Here is a 17123-nt window from a genome sequence, read left to right as displayed (position 1 = left end):
GACCACCGGATCCCCCGGTGGTCGGCACCGTCGAGGTACACGGGGTCGGAGCCTGGTGCCTGAGCGTGCCTGTGCCCGGTTCACCCCGCAGGAGAGGCCCCCGCCCGCCATGACCGTACGTCGCAGCGCAGCAACGCTCGCCGCCACCGCCGCCGTGCTCTGCGCGGCCGCTGCGCCGGCCGCGGTGGCAGCGCCGTCCCCCTCGCCCTCGCCGTCCGTCGCGCTGCCGTCCGGGCTGTACGGCACGAAGGACCCCACCTACGACGGGGTGTGGCGGCAGTCGCTGGCCTTCCTCGCGCAGCGGCTCGAAGGGGTCACCCCGGCCGCGAAGTCGGTGGACTGGCTGATCGGCCAGCAGTGCGCCGACGGCTCCTACGCCGCGTACCGGCCCGATACCACCAAGCCGTGCGACGCCAGGACGGTGCGGGACACCAATGCCACCGCGGCCGCCGCCCAGGCGCTGGTGGAGGTCGGCGGGCACCGCGAGACCGTGAACAACTCGGTGCGCTGGCTGAAGTCCGTACAGAACGAGGACGGCGGCTGGGGCTACACCGCGGGCGCGCCCAGTGACGCCAACTCCACCTCTCTGGTGATCGGCGCCCTGGCCCGTCAGGGGCAGCGGCTCGCGGACATCACGACCCCCGGTGGCAAGACCCCCTACGATCCGCTGCTCGCCCTCGCCGTCCCGTGCGGCGGCAAGGACGGCGGCGCGTTCGCCTACCAGCCCGACAAGAAGGGCGGGCTCGCCGCGAACGCGGACGCCACCGCGGCCGCCGTGCTCGGCACGATGGGCAAGGCCCTGGCGGTCGGGAACAACGCCGCGGGCAAGGCGCCCACCTGCCGGTCCGGTTCCGCGCTCACGCCCGAGCAGGCCGCCCAGAACGGCGCCCACTACCTCACCGGCGCCCTCGCCGGCAGCGGCCACCTGAACCTGGCGCCGATGCCCGGTGCCACCGACACCACCCCGCAGCCCGACTTCGGCAACACCGCCGACGCGGTCGTCGCGCTCTCCGCGGCCGGCCACCAGGACAAGGCGGCCGGAGCCGTCGACTGGCTGAAGAAGAACTCCGCGGACTGGGCCGGCCAGAACGGCCCCGCCGCCTACGCCCAGCTGATCCTGGCCGCCCACGCGACCGGCGACGACGCCCGGGACTTCGGCGGCGTCGACCTGGTCGCCCGGCTCAACGCGGCCGGCCCCGAGCCCGCCTCCGTCGTGACGCCCGACCCGTCCGCCGACACCGGGTACGAGGCCACGGAGAAGGACCAGGTCCACAGCGGCGACGACGTGATCGGGGGCGTGTGGTGGTACATCGGCATCGCCCTCGTCCTCGCGGCCATCGCGTTCTTCCTGACCAGCGGTCGCCGGAAGAACAGGCAGCCGTGAGGCGCGCGGGGCGGACCACCGCGCTGCTGGTGGTCCTGGGTGCCGTCCTGGCCGTGCTCGGCGCGGGGCCGGCCCAGGCGGCCGGGTACCGGTACTGGTCGTTCTGGGAGGGCTCCGGCTCCGGCTGGACGTACGCCACCCAGGGCCCGTCGCTCGTCCGGCCGGACGACGGGGCGGTGCAGGGCTTCCGGTTCTCGGTCAGCGAGGACTCCCAGGACTCGGCGAAGCCGCGCCGCGCAGCCGAGTTCACGAAGATCTGCGCGGACACCCCGGCCGAGGACGGCACCAAGCGGATCGCGCTCGTCATCGACCCGGGCACGGCGGCGGACGCCCCGGCGGGTGAGACACCGCCCGCGCCGCGCACCGCGTGCGCGCGGGTCGCACCGGACGCCAGCGCCGCGGAGGCGCTCGCCTCGGTGGCGAAGCCGCTGCGCTACAACAGTGACGCGATGCTCTGCGCCATCTCCGGCTACCCGGGCTCGGGCTGCGGCGAACAGGTCTCCGACGACGGGAACGGCGGCGGCGATGGCGGCAACGGCACGCCCGGCCCGTCCGCGTCCGTCCCCGCGTCACCGGCCGGATCCGCGGCCGCCAGCACCTCGGGCGGTTCCGGCGGCGGCCCGTCCGCCGGGGTGCTCGTCGGGGTGGGCGCCGTGCTCCTCCTCGGCATCGCCGCGGTCGTGCAGGCCCGCCGCCGCCGCGGATGACCGCCCGGACCCGCTCCGCCGCCCCGGCACGGCGTCGTCCGCTGCGCGCTCCCGAGGCGACCCGCAGCAACGCCGTGCCCGCCGGGGCCTGGTGGCTGTGGGCGCTCGGCCTGGCAACCGCCGCGTCCCGGACCACCAATCCGCTGCTGCTCGGGCTGCTGGTGGGGGTGGCCGGATACGTCGTGGCCGCGCGCCGTACGGACGCGCCGTGGGCCCGTTCGTACGGGGCGTTCATCCGGATCGGGTTGTTCGTCGTCGCCGTGCGGCTGGTCTTCTCCGTGTTCCTGGGTTCCCCGATCCCCGGTACGCACACGGTGTTCACGCTCCCCGAGGTGCCGCTGCCCGACTGGGCGCAGGGGGTCAGGCTCGGTGGCCGGGTCACCACCGAGCAGTTGGTCTTCGCGCTGTACGACGGGGCGAAGCTGGCCGCCCTGCTGATCTGTATCGGTGCGGCGAACTCGCTCGCCAACCCGGCCCGGCTGCTGAAGTCGCTGCCCGGTGCGCTGTACGAGGCGGGCGTCGCGGTCGTCGTCGCGATGACGTTCGCGCCGAACATGGTCGCCGATGTGGTGCGGCTGCGCACCGCACGGCGGCTGCGGGGCCGTCCGACCGGTGGCATCAAGGCGGTCCTCCAGATCGGACTGCCGGTCCTGGAAGGCGCGTTGGAGCGTTCGATCGCGGTGGCCGCGTCGATGGACGCGCGCGGCTACGGGCGCAGCGCCCAGGTCCCGCCCGCGGTCCGCCGCACCACGAACGTCCTCACGCTCGGCGGACTGCTCGGGGTGTGCGCCGGTACGTACGGGCTGCTGGCCGCGCAGGGCGCGGTGTACGGGGTGCCGCTGCTGATCGCCGGGCTCGTCGCCGCGCTGGCCGGGCTGCGGCTCGGCGGGGCCCGCTCGGTCCGTACCCGCTACCGGCCCGACCGGTGGGGTGTGCGGGCCTGGCTGGTGGCGGGTTCGGGCGTGGTGGTGGCGGTGGCGATGATCTGGGCGGGCGGTGCCTACGGGGAGGCGCTGCACCCGGGGGTCGTTCCGCTGACCGCGCCGGTGCTTCCGCTGTGGCCGGCTGCGGCGGTGCTGATCGGGCTGTTGCCCGCGGTGGTGGCGCCGGTGCCGCCGGTGGGTACGTCGGCGGCGGCACCGGCGGGTGCTGCATCGGCGGGTGCTGCATCGGCGGGTGCTGCGCCCGTGGGTACGCCGGTGGGCGCCGCGCCGACGGGTACCGCGCCGGTGCGTACTGCGCCGACGGGTACCTCACCGGCCGGTGCGCCGAATTCCAAGGAGATCCAGTGATCCGGTTCGAGCAGGTCTCGGTGCGTTACGAGGGGACCGAGCGCCCCACCCTGTCGGGGGTCGATCTGACCGTCCCCGAGGGCGAGTTGGTGCTGCTCGTCGGCCCGTCCGGGGTCGGCAAGTCGACACTGCTGGGGGCCGTTTCCGGTCTGGTGCCGCATTTCACCGGCGGCACGCTGAGCGGCCGGGTCACGGTCGACGGCCGCGACACCCGTACCCACAAGCCGCGCGAACTCGCCGATCTGGTCGGCACGGTGGGGCAGGACCCGCTCTCCCACTTCGTCACCGACACGGTCGAGGACGAGCTGGCCTACGGCATGGAGTCGCTGGGCCTGGCCCCCGACGTGATGCGGCGGCGGGTGGAGGAGACGCTGGACCTGCTGGGGCTGGCCGAGCTGCGCGACCGGCCGATCGCCACGCTCTCCGGCGGCCAGCAGCAGCGGGTCGCGATCGGCTCCGTCCTCACCCCGCACCCGAAGGTCCTGGTCCTCGACGAGCCGACGTCCGCGCTGGACCCGGCGGCGGCCGAGGATGTCCTGGCCGTGCTGCAACGGCTGGTGCACGACCTGGGTACGACGGTCCTGATGGCGGAGCACCGACTGGAGCGGGTGGTCCAGTACGCGGACCGGGTCGTCCTGCTGCCGTCGCCGGGAGCCGCCCCGGTCATCGGCGCGCCCGCGGACATCATGGCCGTCTCCCCGGTCCGCCCGCCGGTCGTCGCGCTGGGCCGGCTGGCGGGGTGGGAACCGCTGCCGCTCTCGGTCCGCGATGCCCGGCGCCGGGCGGCGGGCCTGCGCGAACGGCTCGCGTCCGTGCGGCCGCCCGCCCCAGGACCGCAGGCCGCTCCCCCGCTCCCGCCCGTCGCCCCCTCCCCCGTGCGGCGCGGCGTCCTGGACCGGCTGCTGGGCCGCGGCGGGCGGAGCGCCGCCGTGCCCGAACCGGCCGCCGATGCCACGGCCCGGGTCGAGCGGCTCGGCGTACGGCGCGGGCGCGTCGAGGCGCTGCGCCGGGTGACGCTGGCCGTCGCCCCGGGCGAGACCGTCGCCCTGATGGGCCGCAACGGCGCGGGCAAGTCCACCCTGCTGGCCACGCTCGTCGGCATGGTCGAGCCCACCTCCGGCACCGTCCTCGTCGGCGGCCGGACCCCGCACCGCACCCAGCCGCGCGAGATGGTGCGCCGGGTCGGGCTCGTACCGCAGGAACCGCGCGATCTGCTGTACGCGGACAGCGTCGCCGCCGAGTGCGCCGCGGCGGACGGCGACGCGGGCGCCGCCCCGGGCAGCTGCCGGGCCCTGGTCTCCGAGCTGCTGCCCGGTGTGCCGGACGACACCCACCCCCGCGATCTCTCCGAGGGCCAGCGCCTCGCCCTCGCCCTGGCCGTCGTGCTCACCGCGCGGCCCCCGCTGCTGCTCCTGGACGAGCCGACCCGTGGCCTGGACTACGCGGCGAAGGCCCGGCTGGTCACGGTGCTCGGCGGCCTCGCGGCCCGGGGGCACGCGATCGTCCTGGCCACGCACGATGTGGAACTCGCGGCGGAGCTGGCACACCGGGTGGTGATCCTCGCCGACGGGGAGGTCGTCGCGGACGGCGAGACCCGGCAGGTGGTGGTCTCGTCCCCGGCGTTCGCCCCGCAGACCTCGAAGATCCTCGCCCCGCAGAAATGGCTGACCGTGGCACAGGTGCGCGCCGCGCTGGGAGACCCGTCGTGAGCGGGGGCCGGGTGCGGGCGGTACGGCTCGGGCCGCGGGCGATCGCCGCGCTCGTCCTCATCAGCCTGATCGGGGTGGCCGCCTTCGGCTGGCCGCTGCTGGCCGGTCCCGGCTCCGGCCTCGCGCACTCCCAGGACGCGCCGTGGCTGTTCGCCGCGCTGCTGCCGCTGCTGGTCGGGGTGGTCGTGGCGACGATCGCGGACGACGGCCTCGACGCGAAGGCGGTCGCCATGCTGGGGGTGCTGGCCGCGGTCGGTGCCGCGCTGCGTCCGCTGGGGGCGGGCACGGCGGGGCTGGAGCCGATGTTCTTCCTTATGGTGCTGAGCGGCCGGGTGCTCGGGCCGGGTTTCGGCTTCGTGCTGGGCGCGGTGACGATGTTCGCGTCCGCGCTGCTCACCGGCGGGGTCGGGCCGTGGATGCCGTTCCAGATGCTGTCGATGGGCTGGTTCGCGATGGGCGCGGGACTGCTGCCGGGCCCCGGCCGGCTGCGCGGGCGGGCCGAGTCGCTGATGCTCGCGGGCTACGGGTTCGTGGCGTCGTTCGCGTACGGCACGGTGATGAACCTGTACGGGTGGACGATCGTGCCCCCGGCCGGCTCGGGGGTCTCCTTCCACGCGGGCGATCCGCTGACGGACAACCTGGTCCGCTTCCTCGCCTACTGTCTGGCCACCTCGCTCGGCTGGGACCTAGGCCGGGCGGTGCTCACCGCGGTGCTGACCCTGGCCGTCGGTCCGGCGCTGCTGAAGGCGCTGCGCCGGGCCACCCGCCGCGCCGCCTTCGAGGCCCGGGTCACATTCGACGCTCCTCACGAGTGAGGGCTCCCACAGGACCTTGGTCCTCCACGACGCGGGGTAGTAGCCGCGCTCCGGGGCGTACGGCCCGCTGAGCGGTGCCGCCGAGCTGCGACGACGCGGTGGGGCGGGCCCGGGGCTGTGCGGGTCTTCGGGGGTCCCGGTACGAGACGGGCTCGTACCGGGGGTCGTTGCGATGGTTGAACGCCGCCGCTAACACTGGATGAGTCGCCGAGCACCGCCGGGTCCGCGAACCGGACCGCGGTCGACGAAGCCCGGTCCACCCGCACGACGCACCATCCGGACCGGCAGGCGACTCCCCCGTACCCGACGTCAGGACTCTCTGTGTCGTTCGCCCGTAACATCCTCGCCAAGCCCCGCACCGCCCGCCGCAGGTCCGTCGTCGCCGGCGCCGCCGTGCTCCTCGGCGCCACCGGCCTGGGCCTCGGCGTCACCCCGGCCATGGCCGCACCGGCCGCCGCGCCGACGTCCGTCGCGGGGAGCGCGCAGGCCACGGCGAAGGCGATGATCGGCGACGCCGCGCAGTTCCAGTGCTTCAGCAACATCGTCCAGCACGAGAGCGGCTGGAACCACACCGCCACCAACGCCTCCTCCGGCGCGTACGGTCTCGTGCAGGCCCTGCCCGCCTCGAAGATGGCCTCCGCGGGCGCCGACTGGAAGACGAACCCCTCCACCCAGATCAAGTGGGGCATGGACTACATGAACTCCCGCTACGGCAGCCCGTGCGGCGCCTGGTCGTTCTGGCAGGCCAACCACTGGTACTGAGCCGGCCACAAGCAGGCCACCGGCACCGCGCCGAGCGCTCGTAGGCAGGACCGCGCGAAGGCCCCGACCACCGGTCGGGGCCTTCGCCGTGCCCGGCCCTTGTCACCTCCCCGTGTGAACGAGCATGTGATGCGACTTGACCGGTTCGTTGCCTCGTTAGTCCATTTAGGCGCATTTGGCTCGTCCGTCCTTTCCCAGCGGCCACCTGCGCGTTGTCCCTTCCGTGGAACCAAGAGAATTCTGGGAGCGGAACACCGTTCTGGCGGAAGCTTTCTGCGCCAGCGACGAACGCATGCGCCGGGCACAGGCGCTGCTGGACGAGACACAGGCGGAGCGGAGCCGAACGCTGGCCGCTTTCGCCGTCACGGTCGGCGACGACGGCTCGATCGCGGATTTGATGGGCCTCAACGAACGCGAGGTGCGATTAGCTCGACGCACCGTCGGCCGCAGTGACGCCCGGTCCCTCGCCGAAGAACTCCTCAGCCGGACCCCGCCGAAGGGCGATTCGGCGAAGTCGCCCGCCGCCACGCCGGAGCGCCCCCGGGCACGGCCGGCCGACGAGACTCCCGCGCCGCCGCCGGACGCGCCGAAGCCCGTCCCGGCGCAGGCGCCGGCCGTGACCGCGCCCCCGGCTCCGGCCAAGCCCCCTGTGTCGGCACCGGCACCGGCGACCACCGGTGTCCTGGCCTATATCCCGTCACCGTCCCCGCCGGCCGAGGTGGACAACACCGTCGTCTGGTCGCCGAGCATGGACTCCGTACTGCTGTGGAGCTGGGAATCCGGCCTCGATCTGCAGACGGTGGCCGCCGAACTCGGCCTGGACGTACGGGCACTGCTGATGCGCGTACAGGAACTCGCCAACGACGGGCTGCTCACGCTCGCGACCCCGGTCGCGGACGTCGGCAGGTCCGGGCGGCACCGCCGCCACCACGAAGAGGGATACGCGGCGCTGTTCAGCCCCACCGCCACCTTCCCCACCCACGTGCCGTACTGAGCACGCACCCCGCCGCTGCGGCGACGCTGCCCCGGCCGGACGACCGGCCGGGGTTCCCCCTCGCCGTCCCGCCCCACGAGCCCACTCCCCCACGGGCCGCCGCTCGACCGCACGACGCCGCTCAGCGTCGCGCGGCCACCGTGTCGAACCAGCGGACGATCTCCGGCCCCGACTTCATGTACGTCGTGTTGTGGTCGACCGGCCCCTGGTCGACGACGGGGGCGTCGACTCCCCGGGCGGCCAGATCGGCGGCGCAGTGGCGGGCGTTGGCGATCGGGACATCGGTGTCACCGGACGAGGAGTACAGCCGTACCGGAACGTCCGGTTTCCAGGCGCAGTTGCCGTCCTGGGCGCGCGCCGCCTCCAGCAGACCGCCGCTGGGGTGCTGGAGCCGGCGGTAGTAGTCGTCGGTGAGCAGTTCCTTGAGCGTCGCGGGCAGCGCCGGGATGATCTCCTCCTCGGTGTGTTCGCTGTCGAAGAGGCCGTCGACGATGTCCGCGTACGGCTTCCGGAACGCCTCGGAGGGGTCCTTGTAGAGCGGGTGCAGCCTGCTCTGCGCGGTGAGGTAGTACGACATGTAGAAGACGGCGCTGGTGTCGTTGACCCGGCCGTCGAACAGGGCGGGCGTCTCGGCGTGTTCGATGTCGTAGGGGCCCGACACGGGGGCGAGGGCCCGGAGTCTGAAGTGCCGGTCCGCGCCGCGGTCGAGCGCTCTGCCCAGGGCCATCGCGACCTGGCCGCCCTGGGAGAAGCCGCCGGCGTACACATCGCCGGTGAGCGGCCGCCCCAGGCGCTGAGCGGCGGTGCGTGCGGCCCGCAGCATGTCGAGAGAGGCGGTGACGGAGGACTTGGTGTCCATGTACGGGTGGCGCCCGGGCCCCTTGCCGAGGCCCAGGTAGTCGGGCGCGGCGACGGCGCGGCCGGCCGAGGCATGGAGGTAGGGGGCGAAGCGGCCGAAGTCCTCGCCGACGGAGGGGGCGTAGTCACGGTGGGCCATGGTGCCGTGGGTGTCGGAGACCAGGTCGAGACGGCGGGGGCCGCCCTTGGGCAGGGCGAGGAAGCCGGTCGCGGTGGTGGGTGCGCCCTGCGGGGTGACGGTGCGGTAGGTGAGGCGGTAGCCGCGCAGTCCGTGCCGGACAGTGGCGGTGTCCATGCCGCCGGAGGCGAGGAACCGGGCGACGTCCGCACGGTCGAGGTCGGCCACCGGGGTGACGCTCAGCAGGGCTCCTCTGCCGTGCGCGGCGCGCGGGTCCGGTGCGTCGGCGGGCCGTTGTGCCACCGGCTGCCGGGCGGCGGACCCGGCGGTGAACTGCTGGGCGAGGGACTGCTGGGTGGTGGGCTGCTGGAAGGCGGACGACTGGGAGGTGGGCTGCTGGGCCACGGCCGGTGCGACGCCGAGAGCGGCGAGGACCATCGCCGCGGCGGCCGCCGTCGTCCGGCGGGCATTGCGCCGCCGCCTGCCCGAAGTCACGTATTTCGTACGGCTGTTGTCGTTGGTCATGACCCTGACGCTATGCGGCGGCGCGCCACCGTGACATCGGCGTGGGCCCCCGGCCCGGGGTGCACCTGGCGACACCCCGGGCCGGGGGCCCGCCCTCCGGAGCCCCGGCGCGACGCCCGGTTCAGAGCCGCTGGATGATCGTCCCGGTCGCCAGCGCGCCGCCCGCGCACATCGTGATGAGCGCGAACTCCTTGTCCCTGCGCTCCAGTTCGTGCAGAGCGGTGGTGATGAGCCGGGCCCCGGTGGCGCCCACCGGATGGCCGAGCGCGATGGCGCCGCCGTTGACGTTGACCTTCTCCAGGTCCTGCTCGAAGACCTGGGCCCAGCTGAGCACCACGGACGCGAAGGCCTCGTTGATCTCGACGATGTCGATGTCCTTGAGCGACATCCCGGCCTTCCCGAGTACCGCGCGGGTCGCGTCGATCGGTCCGTCCAGGTGGAAGTGCGGATCGGAGCCGACCAGGGCCTGGGCGACGATCCGGGCACGCGGCTTGAGCTTGAGGGCACGAGCCATCCGCTTGGAGGCCCACATGATCGCGCAGGCGCCGTCCGAGATCTGCGAGGAGTTTCCCGCGGTGTGGATGGCGGTGGGCATGACCGGCTTGAGCCGGCCGAGCCCCTCCATGGTGGTGTCGCGCAGCCCTTCGTCCCGGTCGACCAGGCGCCACATGCCCTGCCCTGCCGCCTGCTCCTCCTCGGTGGTCGGCACCTGGACGGCGTACGTCTCCCGTTTGAACCGTTCCTCGGCCCAGGCGACGGCGGCCCGTTCCTGCGAGATCAGCCCGAACGAGTCGACGTTCTCCCGGGTCAGTCCGCGCCGGCGGGCGATGCGCTCGGCGGCCTCGAACTGGTTGGGCAGATCCACGTTCCACTCGTCGGGCCAGGGCTTTCCCGGGCCGTGCTTGGAGCCGCTGCCCAACGGAACCCGTGACATGGCCTCGACGCCGCAACTGATGCCGACGTCGATGACACCGGCCGCGACCATGTTGGCCACCATGTGGGAGGCCTGCTGCGAGGAACCGCACTGGCAGTCCACGGTGGTGGCGGCGGTCTCGTACGGCAGACCCACGGCGAGCCAGGCGTTGCGGGCCGGGTTCATGGACTGTTCTCCGGCGTGGGTGACGGTGCCGCCGACGATCTGTTCGACGCAGTCGGCGTGGATGCCGGTGCGGCCGAGGAGTTCTCGGTAGGTCTCGCCCAGCAGATAGCCGGGATGCAGATTGGCGAGCGCACCTGAGCGCTTGCCGATGGGAGTGCGTACGGCTTCGACGATGACGGGTTCCGCGGCCATGAGCTCGTCCTCTCCTCGCACATCCGCAGGGGCGTCCCGGCGCCCGCGGATGGAACTAGTACGCGTTCTAGTTCTGCAAGCAGTCTTATGAGGCTTACCCCCGGTACGCAAGAGTGCTGCACGCACCTTGCGCCCGCTTCATACCGACCCCACCCACTCTTCACGCAACAGAACGGACCGCCTCTCTTGCCAGTTGTAGAACTCGTTACTACCTTTCCGTCAACTTCTGATGGGTCGTCAGGCAACGTCCGGGCGGCCCTCGGTCCGACCTGGAGCTGCCGATGCCCTGCCCCCATCTGCCCGAAGGGTTCGACTTCACCGATCCCGATCTGCTCCAAGCCCGCATTCCACACCCGGAGTTCGCTCGGATGCGGCAGACCGCACCGGTCTGGTGGTGCGCCCAGCCGACCGGCATCTCCGGTTTCGACGACGAGGGCTACTGGGTCGTCACCCGGCATGCGGACGTCAAGTACGTCTCCACCCACCCCGAGCTGTTCTCCTCCAACACCAACACCGCGGTCATCCGCTTCAACGAGTCGATCAGCCGGGACCAGATCGAGGTCCAGAAACTGATCATGCTGAACATGGACCCGCCCGAGCACACCCGGGTCCGCCAGATCGTCCAGCGGGGTTTCACTCCCCGGGCGGTGCGCTCCCTGGAGCAGGCGCTGCGCAGCCGCGCCCGCTCGATCGTCGAGACCGCGCTCGCCTCCGCCGACGAGACCGGATCGTTCGACTTCGTCACCAACATCGCTGTCGAGCTGCCGCTCCAGGCCATCGCGGAGCTCATCGGCGTACCGCAGGAGGACCGGTCCAAGCTGTTCGACTGGTCCAACAAGATGGCCGCGTACGACGATCCCGAGTACGCGATCACCGAGGAGGTCGGCACCGAGGCGGCGATGGAGATCGTCTCGTACTCGATGAATCTGGCGGCCGCCCGCAAGGAGTGCCCGGCCAAGGACATCGTCTCCCAGCTGGTCGCCGCGGAGGGCGAGGGAAACCTGTCCTCCGACGAGTTCGGGTTCTTCGTGATCCTGCTGGCGGTGGCCGGCAACGAGACCACCCGCAACGCCATCAGTCACGGCATGCACGCCTTCCTCAGCCACCCCGACCAGTGGGAGCTCTACAAGCGCGAACGCCCGGAGACGACCGCCGAGGAGATCGTCCGCTGGGCGACCCCGGTGGTCTCCTTCCAGCGGACCGCCACGCAGGACACCGAACTGGGCGGGCAGCGGATCAAGAAGGGCGACCGGGTCGGGCTGTTCTACTCGTCGGCCAATAACGACCCGGAGGTCTTCGACCGCCCGGAGGCCTTCGAGATCACCCGCGATCCCAACCCGCACCTGGGATTCGGTGGCGGTGGTCCGCACTTCTGCCTCGGTAAGTCGCTCGCTGTGATGGAGATCAACCTGATCTTCAACGCGATCGCGGACGTACTGCCCGATCTGCGGCTGGTCGAGGATCCGCGGCGGCTGCGTTCGGCGTGGCTCAACGGGATCAAGCAGCTTCAGGTCAGCAGTGCGGGTGCTTCCGGGGCCGCAGGGACCCCTGGGGCCTCCGGGGCCGGGGCTTCCGGAGCCGGGACCTCCGCCGGGAGCTGACCTTTTTCTGTCCGTTCATCGGCCTGCTGCCGTCTGTGCGTTGGTCCGCTGCCCTCCGCACGTCGGCCTGCCGCTGTCCGCGCGTGGTCCGCTTCCGTCCGTGGCCGGCGACGCGCCTCCCGCCGAACCCCCGCGCGGGAGGCGCACAACGGCGCGAGGATCATGGCGGGCATGCACGCCCTGCTCTCCGCCTTCGCGCCCATCTGGATGCTCACCGCGATCGGTTACGCGGTCGGCCGCAGCGGTCTGCTCGGCGCGCAGGCGGAGGCCGTGCTCGGCCGGTTCGTCTTCCATGTGGCCATGCCCGCCGCCCTGTTCACCATGGTCTCCGGGGCGCGGCTGAACACCTTCGCCAACTCCTCGATGGTGGCCTTCGCCGCGGGCACCGCCCTGGTCTGCGGGCTCGGGTTCCTGGTGTCCGGCCGGCTCTTCGGCCGGGGCACGGCGCACCGGGCGATCGGCAGCATGGCGTCGGGCTACGTCAACTCAGCCAACCTCGGCATTCCGGTGGCCGTCCAGGTGCTCGGTGACGCTTCGTTCGTCGCCCAGATCATCCTGTTCCAGGTCCTGCTGGTCTCCCCGGTGATCCTCGCACTGCTGGACTCGGGGACAGGAGCGGAAACGGGGACGGGGACAGGAACAGGGGCAGGAACAGGGGCAGGAACAGGGGCAGGAACGGGGACGGGGACAGGAACGGGGGGCGGGACGGGGGCAAAGCCCGGCTCCGGGAGGGCCGTTGTGTTCCGGCGGATGCTGACGATGCCGGTCCGCAATCCCATCATCATGGCCTCGCTGCTCGGGGTGACCGTCTCCGCGCTCGGACTGCGGCTGCCGCACGCGCTCGCCCACTCCTGCGATCTGCTCGGCGCAGCCGCCGTACCGACGGCGCTGATCACGCTGGGGCTGTCCCTGAACGCCCGCCCGGCCGTCGGCGATTCGCCGGAGCTCCCGCGGGAGGCGGCCCGTCCGGGACGCGCCGAGGTCGTCGTGGCGGTGGCGCTCAAGACGCTGGTCCAGCCCCTGATCGCGCTGGCCGTCGGCGGCCCGCTGCTGCACCTGCCGGAGCACCAACTGCTCGCCGTGGTGCTCTGCTCGGCGCTGCCGACCGCTCAGAACGCCTTCATCTACGCCCAGCAGTACGGCCTCGACACGCGGCTGGCCCGCAATGCCGTGGTGGCCTCGACGGTGGTCTCCATGGCCACGCTCTCCGTTGCCACCTGGGCCCTGGGGGCGACCGGCTCCTGAGCTGTTCGAGTGGCGGACCCGGGCCGATGGGCGGATGCTGGTCAGGCGGCGATCCACGCCGAAGGGGTGCCAGGACGATGTGTTCGTCCCGGCACCCCTTCGGCCCTCCCGGCCGTTTCCCGGACCCGTGGGTCAGCGCTGCTTGCTGCCCACCACGTCGTCCGCCGCATCGCCCGTCGCATCGCCCGTCGACCTCGGAACAGGAACCGGAACCGGCCGCTCCAAGTCGTCCCGCGGCTTCGCCGCCGCCGGTACGGCCCCCGGCCGCAGCGCCCGCGGCCCCGCCAGCACGTATGCGAGCCCGAAGCCGAGTACGACCACGGCCGCCCCGCCCACCGCGTCCAGCACCCAGTGATTGGCGGTGGCGACGATCGCGGAGACCGTGAACAGCGGGTGCAGCAGCGCCAGCGCCTTCATCCACGTCTTCGGGGCCAGCACGACGACGACCACACCGCACCAGAGCGACCAGCCGAAGTGCAGCGAAGGCATCGCCGCGTACTGGTTGGTCATCGCGGTCAGGCTCCCGTAGTCCGGCTTCGCGAAGTCCTGGACACCGTGGACCGTGTCGATGAAGCCGAGCCCCGGCATCAGGCGCGGCGGGGCCAGCGGGTAGAGCCAGAAACCGACCAGCGCGAACAGCGTGGCGAACCCGATGGTGCTGCGGGCCCAGCGGTAGTCGGCGGGGCGTCGCACGTAGAGCACACCGAGGATCGTCAGTGGCACGACGAAGTGGAACGTCGTGTAGTAGTGGTCGAAGAAGCCCCGCAGCCCGCCGACGTTCACGACCGCGTGGTTGGCCCAGTGCTCGATGTCGATGTGCAGCCACTGCTCGATGGCGTGGATCTGGCGGCCGTGCTGCTCGGCGGTGGCGCGGCCGGCCGTCGCCGCCAGCCTGACATGTGCGTACGCGGAGTACACGACCCTGATCAGGAGCAGTTCCAGCAGCAGGTTGGGCCGGCTCAGCACCCGCCGCCGGAAGGGCAGCATCGGGACGCGGCTCCAGCGGGCCGGAACCGGGGCGGCGTGGTCCGTGGGGATCGGGTGCTGCCAGTACTCCGAGGTGCGCGGCAGGAACGGCACGGCGCAGGCCGCGGCGAGTGCGGCGATCAGCAGCACGTTGTCCCGTACGGGGAAGAGGACCGCCATGTTCGGCAGCAGCATCGTCCCCGGCAGCGTGATGACGAGGACCACGACCACGGGCCAGACCGGCCGGTCGGAGGCCCGCTTGCCGACCCGGCCGACCGCGGCGATCAGCACCCACAGCAGCTGGTACTGCCAGGCGGTCGGCGAGACGGCGACGGCGACACAACCGGTCACCGCGACGGCGAGGAGCAGCTGTCCGTCGGCCGCGTACCGGGCCGCGCGGCGCAGCCCGAGGAAACAGACGGCGGCCGCCAGCACCACGAACAGCGCGATCTCCAGCGGACCGGCGAGCCCGGCCCGGAGCAGCGCTCCGTGCAGCGACTGGTTGGCGAGCCCGCCCGCGTTGCCGCCGAGCCCGGTGCCCGCGACATGGTGTATCCAGTACGTCCATGAATCGCCGGGCACCACGGCCCAGGCCGACGCCGTGCAGCCGGCGAACGCAGCGCCGCCGGTCAGCGCGGCCCGCCGGCGCCCGGTCAGCCGGAGCAGTACGACGAAGAGCAGCATGGTCGGCTGGAGCGCGGCCGCCAACCCGATCAGGATGCCCGGGGCGCGTTCTCCGCGTAACGCGAAACAGCCCAGCAGCACCAGCAGGACCGGCAGGATGCTGGTCTGCCCCAGGTGCAGCGCGGTGCGGACCGGCAACGAGAGCATCAGCAGGCTGATCGCGACGGGCGCGGCCGGCAGCGCGGCGCGGCGGGACAGCGATCCGGACGCAGGTCCGGACGCAGGCCCGGACACAGGCCCGGGCAGCGCACGGGCGGCGACGATGCCCAGCGCGGCGACGAGCAGCAGCGTGCCGAAGGTCCAGACGACGCCCAGGCCCTGTTCCGCCATGCGGGTCAGCGGTTCCAGCACCAGCCCGGCGAACGGGGTGCCGGTGAAACGGTCACTGCCGTACAGCGAACCCGTCACGCGCAGGACGCCGTTCTCGCCTGTCCAGGTCTCCAGGTCGGTGAGCCGTTCCCCCGACGGCTGCCGCAGCACCGCCATCTGCCGTACGGCCAGGGCGGCCACGATCAGCCAGAGCAGGGCACGGGCGGCCCCGGTCCTCGCCCCCGCCGCCACGTCTCCGCGCACACTCTGTTCCGCGTTCGCCACGCTGCGCCGACCCTCCCGCCGTTCCGGCACCCGTCCCTCGATCCGGGCACGCTTCTGAAACCATCCCATTACGCAATGAGATAGACACAATCCACCCCACTGCCGCATGACCGCCATTCCATGTTTGATAGGAAAAAATGCCCATCCGGGCATTCACCCCCTGCGTCCCGGTTACCGGCAACCGGCAACCGGCAACCGGCAACCGGCAACCGAAGCCGGAACCGGATTCACGGGCCGTACGTCCTCACCCGTGTTGTCGATCACGCTGTCGTTCACGGGGGAGTCGGACGAAACATGCGGTGCACAGGGGTGAAGCAGAGTGCGCGGGGCGTCCGCAGCGAGGGGCGCGGGTGGTTGGCGCGCGCCCTTTCGCTGCTGCTGATGCTGGTGTCGCTGCAAGTGGGGTCGCTGATCAGCCCGGCGTACGCCTGCGGCTGCGGCGCGATGGTCCCGAGCAAGGACTCCCGGGTCGCGGTCGACCGGGAGACCTCGGTGGTGGACTGGGACGGCCGCACCGAGCAGATCGTCATGCGTCTCACGGTGCGCGGGAACGCCCCCGAGGCGGCCTGGATCATGCCGGTGCCGCACCGTGCGAGCGTGGAGCTCGGTGATTCCGGCCTCTTCTCCGAACTGTCCGTCCTCACCGCACCGGAACATGTGACCAGGCATTACTTCTGGCCCCGCTCCCACGACTGGCCGTTCTCCGGCTCCGGCAATGTCGGGGACGGCGCCGCGGCTCCGTCGGCCGGGGCACCGTCCGTCGAGGTGGTCGGCCGGGAGCGGCTCGGCCCCTTCGACGTGGCGCGGCTGGCGGCGACCGACCCCGAGGCGCTGCAGCAGTGGCTGGAGGACAACGGCTTCGACCTGCCCGACCGGCTGGCGAACGCACTGAAGCCCTACGTCGACCAGAAGTGGGAGTACGTCGCGATCCGCCTCGCTCCGCAGGAGGGCGGCACTCCGCTGACCGGCACCCTCGACCCGCTGCGGCTGCGCTTCGCCAGCGACCGGCTGGTCTACCCGATGCGGCTGTCGAAGCTCGCCTCGACGCCGCAGCAGCTCGGCCTGTACGTCATCGCCCCGCACCGGATGGAGCCGCGCGGCTCGATCGGCGGCGATGCGCCGGAGGTGACGTACGCGGGCCGGATCGACCCCCGGTCGGTGGTGGCCGAGACGAGGGCGCTCCGGGAGCTGACGGGTGAGAAGCCGGTGTTCCTCACCGCGATCGAGCAGTCCTTCCCGCACCCGGAGCGGATCGACGGCGATCACCAGCTGCGCGTGTCCGCCGCCGACACCCCGTACCGGACCAAGGTGTACGAGAACCGGCTGCTGACCGTGGGCGGTGTCCCCGTCTGGGTGCTGTCGCTGCTCGCGGCCGTGCTGGTGGCGGCCGCCGCGGTGCTGCTGGTGCTGCGGGCCCGGCGACGGCGTGCCGGGCCGCCTCCCGTACCGGCGGGTTGAGCGCCGGGGATCCGAACACTTGCGTACGGGGTGAGGGGCGGGGGGGGGGGGGGGGGGCCCCCCCCCCGCCCCCCCCCCCCCCCCCCCCCCCCACACCCCCCCCCCCCCCCAGCCCCGCGG

The 17123-nt window shown here is 72.7% G+C and carries 13 protein-coding genes; 10 read left to right on the top strand and 3 right to left on the bottom strand.

Annotated elements, in window-relative coordinates; all coding sequences use genetic code 11:
• Positions 1-109: 109 nt before the first annotated feature.
• The 7 genes from ACGF8B_RS29010 (at position 110) to ACGF8B_RS28980 (ending at position 7663) form a co-directional block, all read left to right on the top strand.
• Positions 110-1384, top strand: a complete 1275-nt coding sequence (locus tag ACGF8B_RS29010; protein ID WP_392744322.1) for a prenyltransferase/squalene oxidase repeat-containing protein — start codon at positions 110-112, stop codon at positions 1382-1384.
• Positions 1381-2091, top strand: a complete 711-nt coding sequence (locus ACGF8B_RS29005) for an SCO2322 family protein (RefSeq protein WP_392744320.1) — start codon at positions 1381-1383, stop codon at positions 2089-2091. The genes ACGF8B_RS29010 and ACGF8B_RS29005 overlap by 4 nt, the downstream gene beginning before the upstream one ends.
• Positions 2088-3383 carry an energy-coupling factor transporter transmembrane component T gene (locus tag ACGF8B_RS29000; RefSeq protein ID WP_392744318.1) on the top strand — a complete coding sequence of 432 codons (1296 nt, stop codon included), beginning with the start codon at positions 2088-2090 and terminating at the stop codon, positions 3381-3383. Before ACGF8B_RS29005 ends, ACGF8B_RS29000 begins: the two co-directional genes overlap by 4 nt.
• Positions 3380-5092 carry an ABC transporter ATP-binding protein gene (locus ACGF8B_RS28995; RefSeq protein ID WP_392744315.1) on the top strand — a complete coding sequence of 571 codons (1713 nt, stop codon included), beginning with the start codon at positions 3380-3382 and terminating at the stop codon, positions 5090-5092. Before ACGF8B_RS29000 ends, ACGF8B_RS28995 begins: the two co-directional genes overlap by 4 nt.
• Positions 5044-5907, top strand: coding sequence for an ECF transporter S component (locus tag ACGF8B_RS28990; protein WP_392744313.1), 864 nt, complete (start codon positions 5044-5046; stop codon positions 5905-5907). Before ACGF8B_RS28995 ends, ACGF8B_RS28990 begins: the two co-directional genes overlap by 49 nt.
• Positions 5908-6228: 321 nt before the next feature.
• Positions 6229-6669 (top strand): transglycosylase SLT domain-containing protein, encoded by a 441-nt coding sequence (locus ACGF8B_RS28985; protein ID WP_392744309.1) that lies wholly within the window; start codon positions 6229-6231, stop codon positions 6667-6669.
• A gap of 292 nt (positions 6670-6961) precedes the next feature.
• Positions 6962-7663 carry a hypothetical protein gene (locus ACGF8B_RS28980; protein ID WP_392744307.1) on the top strand — a complete coding sequence of 234 codons (702 nt, stop codon included), beginning with the start codon at positions 6962-6964 and terminating at the stop codon, positions 7661-7663.
• Between the two features lie 121 nt (positions 7664-7784).
• Here ACGF8B_RS28980 and ACGF8B_RS28975 read toward each other — a convergent pair whose 3' ends face one another.
• Complete coding sequence (locus tag ACGF8B_RS28975) at positions 7785-9164, bottom strand: alpha/beta hydrolase (protein WP_392744304.1); 1380 nt, start codon at positions 9162-9164, stop codon at positions 7785-7787.
• Positions 9165-9285: 121 nt separating this feature from the next.
• Complete coding sequence (locus ACGF8B_RS28970) at positions 9286-10455, bottom strand: steroid 3-ketoacyl-CoA thiolase (protein WP_392744301.1); 1170 nt, start codon at positions 10453-10455, stop codon at positions 9286-9288.
• A 281-nt stretch (positions 10456-10736) separates the two neighbouring features.
• On the opposite strand from ACGF8B_RS28970, the gene ACGF8B_RS28965 reads away from it, so the two are divergent.
• Both ACGF8B_RS28965 and ACGF8B_RS28960 read left to right on the top strand, forming a co-directional pair.
• Entirely contained in the window at positions 10737-12056 is a 1320-nt protein-coding gene (locus ACGF8B_RS28965) for a cytochrome P450 (protein ID WP_392744298.1), read from the top strand.
• 171 nt (positions 12057-12227) lie between these two features.
• A complete protein-coding gene (locus tag ACGF8B_RS28960; protein ID WP_392744295.1) occupies positions 12228-13301 on the top strand; it encodes an AEC family transporter in 1074 nt (357 codons plus the stop codon).
• A gap of 132 nt (positions 13302-13433) precedes the next feature.
• On the opposite strand, the gene ACGF8B_RS28955 is transcribed toward ACGF8B_RS28960, so the two are convergent.
• Entirely contained in the window at positions 13434-15614 is a 2181-nt protein-coding gene (locus tag ACGF8B_RS28955; RefSeq protein ID WP_392744292.1) for a bifunctional glycosyltransferase 87/phosphatase PAP2 family protein, read from the bottom strand.
• A 312-nt stretch (positions 15615-15926) separates the two neighbouring features.
• On the opposite strand from ACGF8B_RS28955, the gene ACGF8B_RS28950 reads away from it, so the two are divergent.
• Complete coding sequence (locus ACGF8B_RS28950) at positions 15927-17003, top strand: DUF2330 domain-containing protein (protein ID WP_392744639.1); 1077 nt, start codon at positions 15927-15929, stop codon at positions 17001-17003.
• Positions 17004-17123: the final 120 nt, after the last annotated feature.

Source organism: Streptomyces sp. NPDC047917, assembly GCF_043204345.1.
Lineage (GTDB): Bacteria > Actinomycetota > Actinomycetes > Streptomycetales > Streptomycetaceae > Streptomyces > Streptomyces sanglieri.
Note: the sequence above shows the minus strand (reverse complement) of the source record. Positions and strands in the feature narration are given on the sequence as shown.

Bases quoted from the DNA above. Each gene is read 5' to 3' on its own strand.
- ACGF8B_RS28960 (WP_392744295.1), top strand. From the start codon at position 12,228: ATGCACGCCCTGCTCTCCGCCTTCGCGCCCATCTGGATGCTCACCGCG.
- ACGF8B_RS28955 (WP_392744292.1), bottom strand. From the start codon at position 15,614: ATGGGATGGTTTCAGAAGCGTGCCCGGATCGAGGGACGGGTGCCGGAA.
- ACGF8B_RS28970 (WP_392744301.1), bottom strand. From the start codon at position 10,455: ATGGCCGCGGAACCCGTCATCGTCGAAGCCGTACGCACTCCCATCGGC.
- ACGF8B_RS28965 (WP_392744298.1), top strand. From the start codon at position 10,737: ATGCCCTGCCCCCATCTGCCCGAAGGGTTCGACTTCACCGATCCCGAT.
- ACGF8B_RS28975 (WP_392744304.1), bottom strand. From the start codon at position 9,164: ATGACCAACGACAACAGCCGTACGAAATACGTGACTTCGGGCAGGCGG.
- ACGF8B_RS29000 (WP_392744318.1), top strand. From the start codon at position 2,088: ATGACCGCCCGGACCCGCTCCGCCGCCCCGGCACGGCGTCGTCCGCTG.
- ACGF8B_RS29010 (WP_392744322.1), top strand. From the start codon at position 110: ATGACCGTACGTCGCAGCGCAGCAACGCTCGCCGCCACCGCCGCCGTG.
- ACGF8B_RS28980 (WP_392744307.1), top strand. From the start codon at position 6,962: ATGCGCCGGGCACAGGCGCTGCTGGACGAGACACAGGCGGAGCGGAGC.
- ACGF8B_RS28990 (WP_392744313.1), top strand. From the start codon at position 5,044: ATGGCTGACCGTGGCACAGGTGCGCGCCGCGCTGGGAGACCCGTCGTG.
- ACGF8B_RS28950 (WP_392744639.1), top strand. From the start codon at position 15,927: ATGCTGGTGTCGCTGCAAGTGGGGTCGCTGATCAGCCCGGCGTACGCC.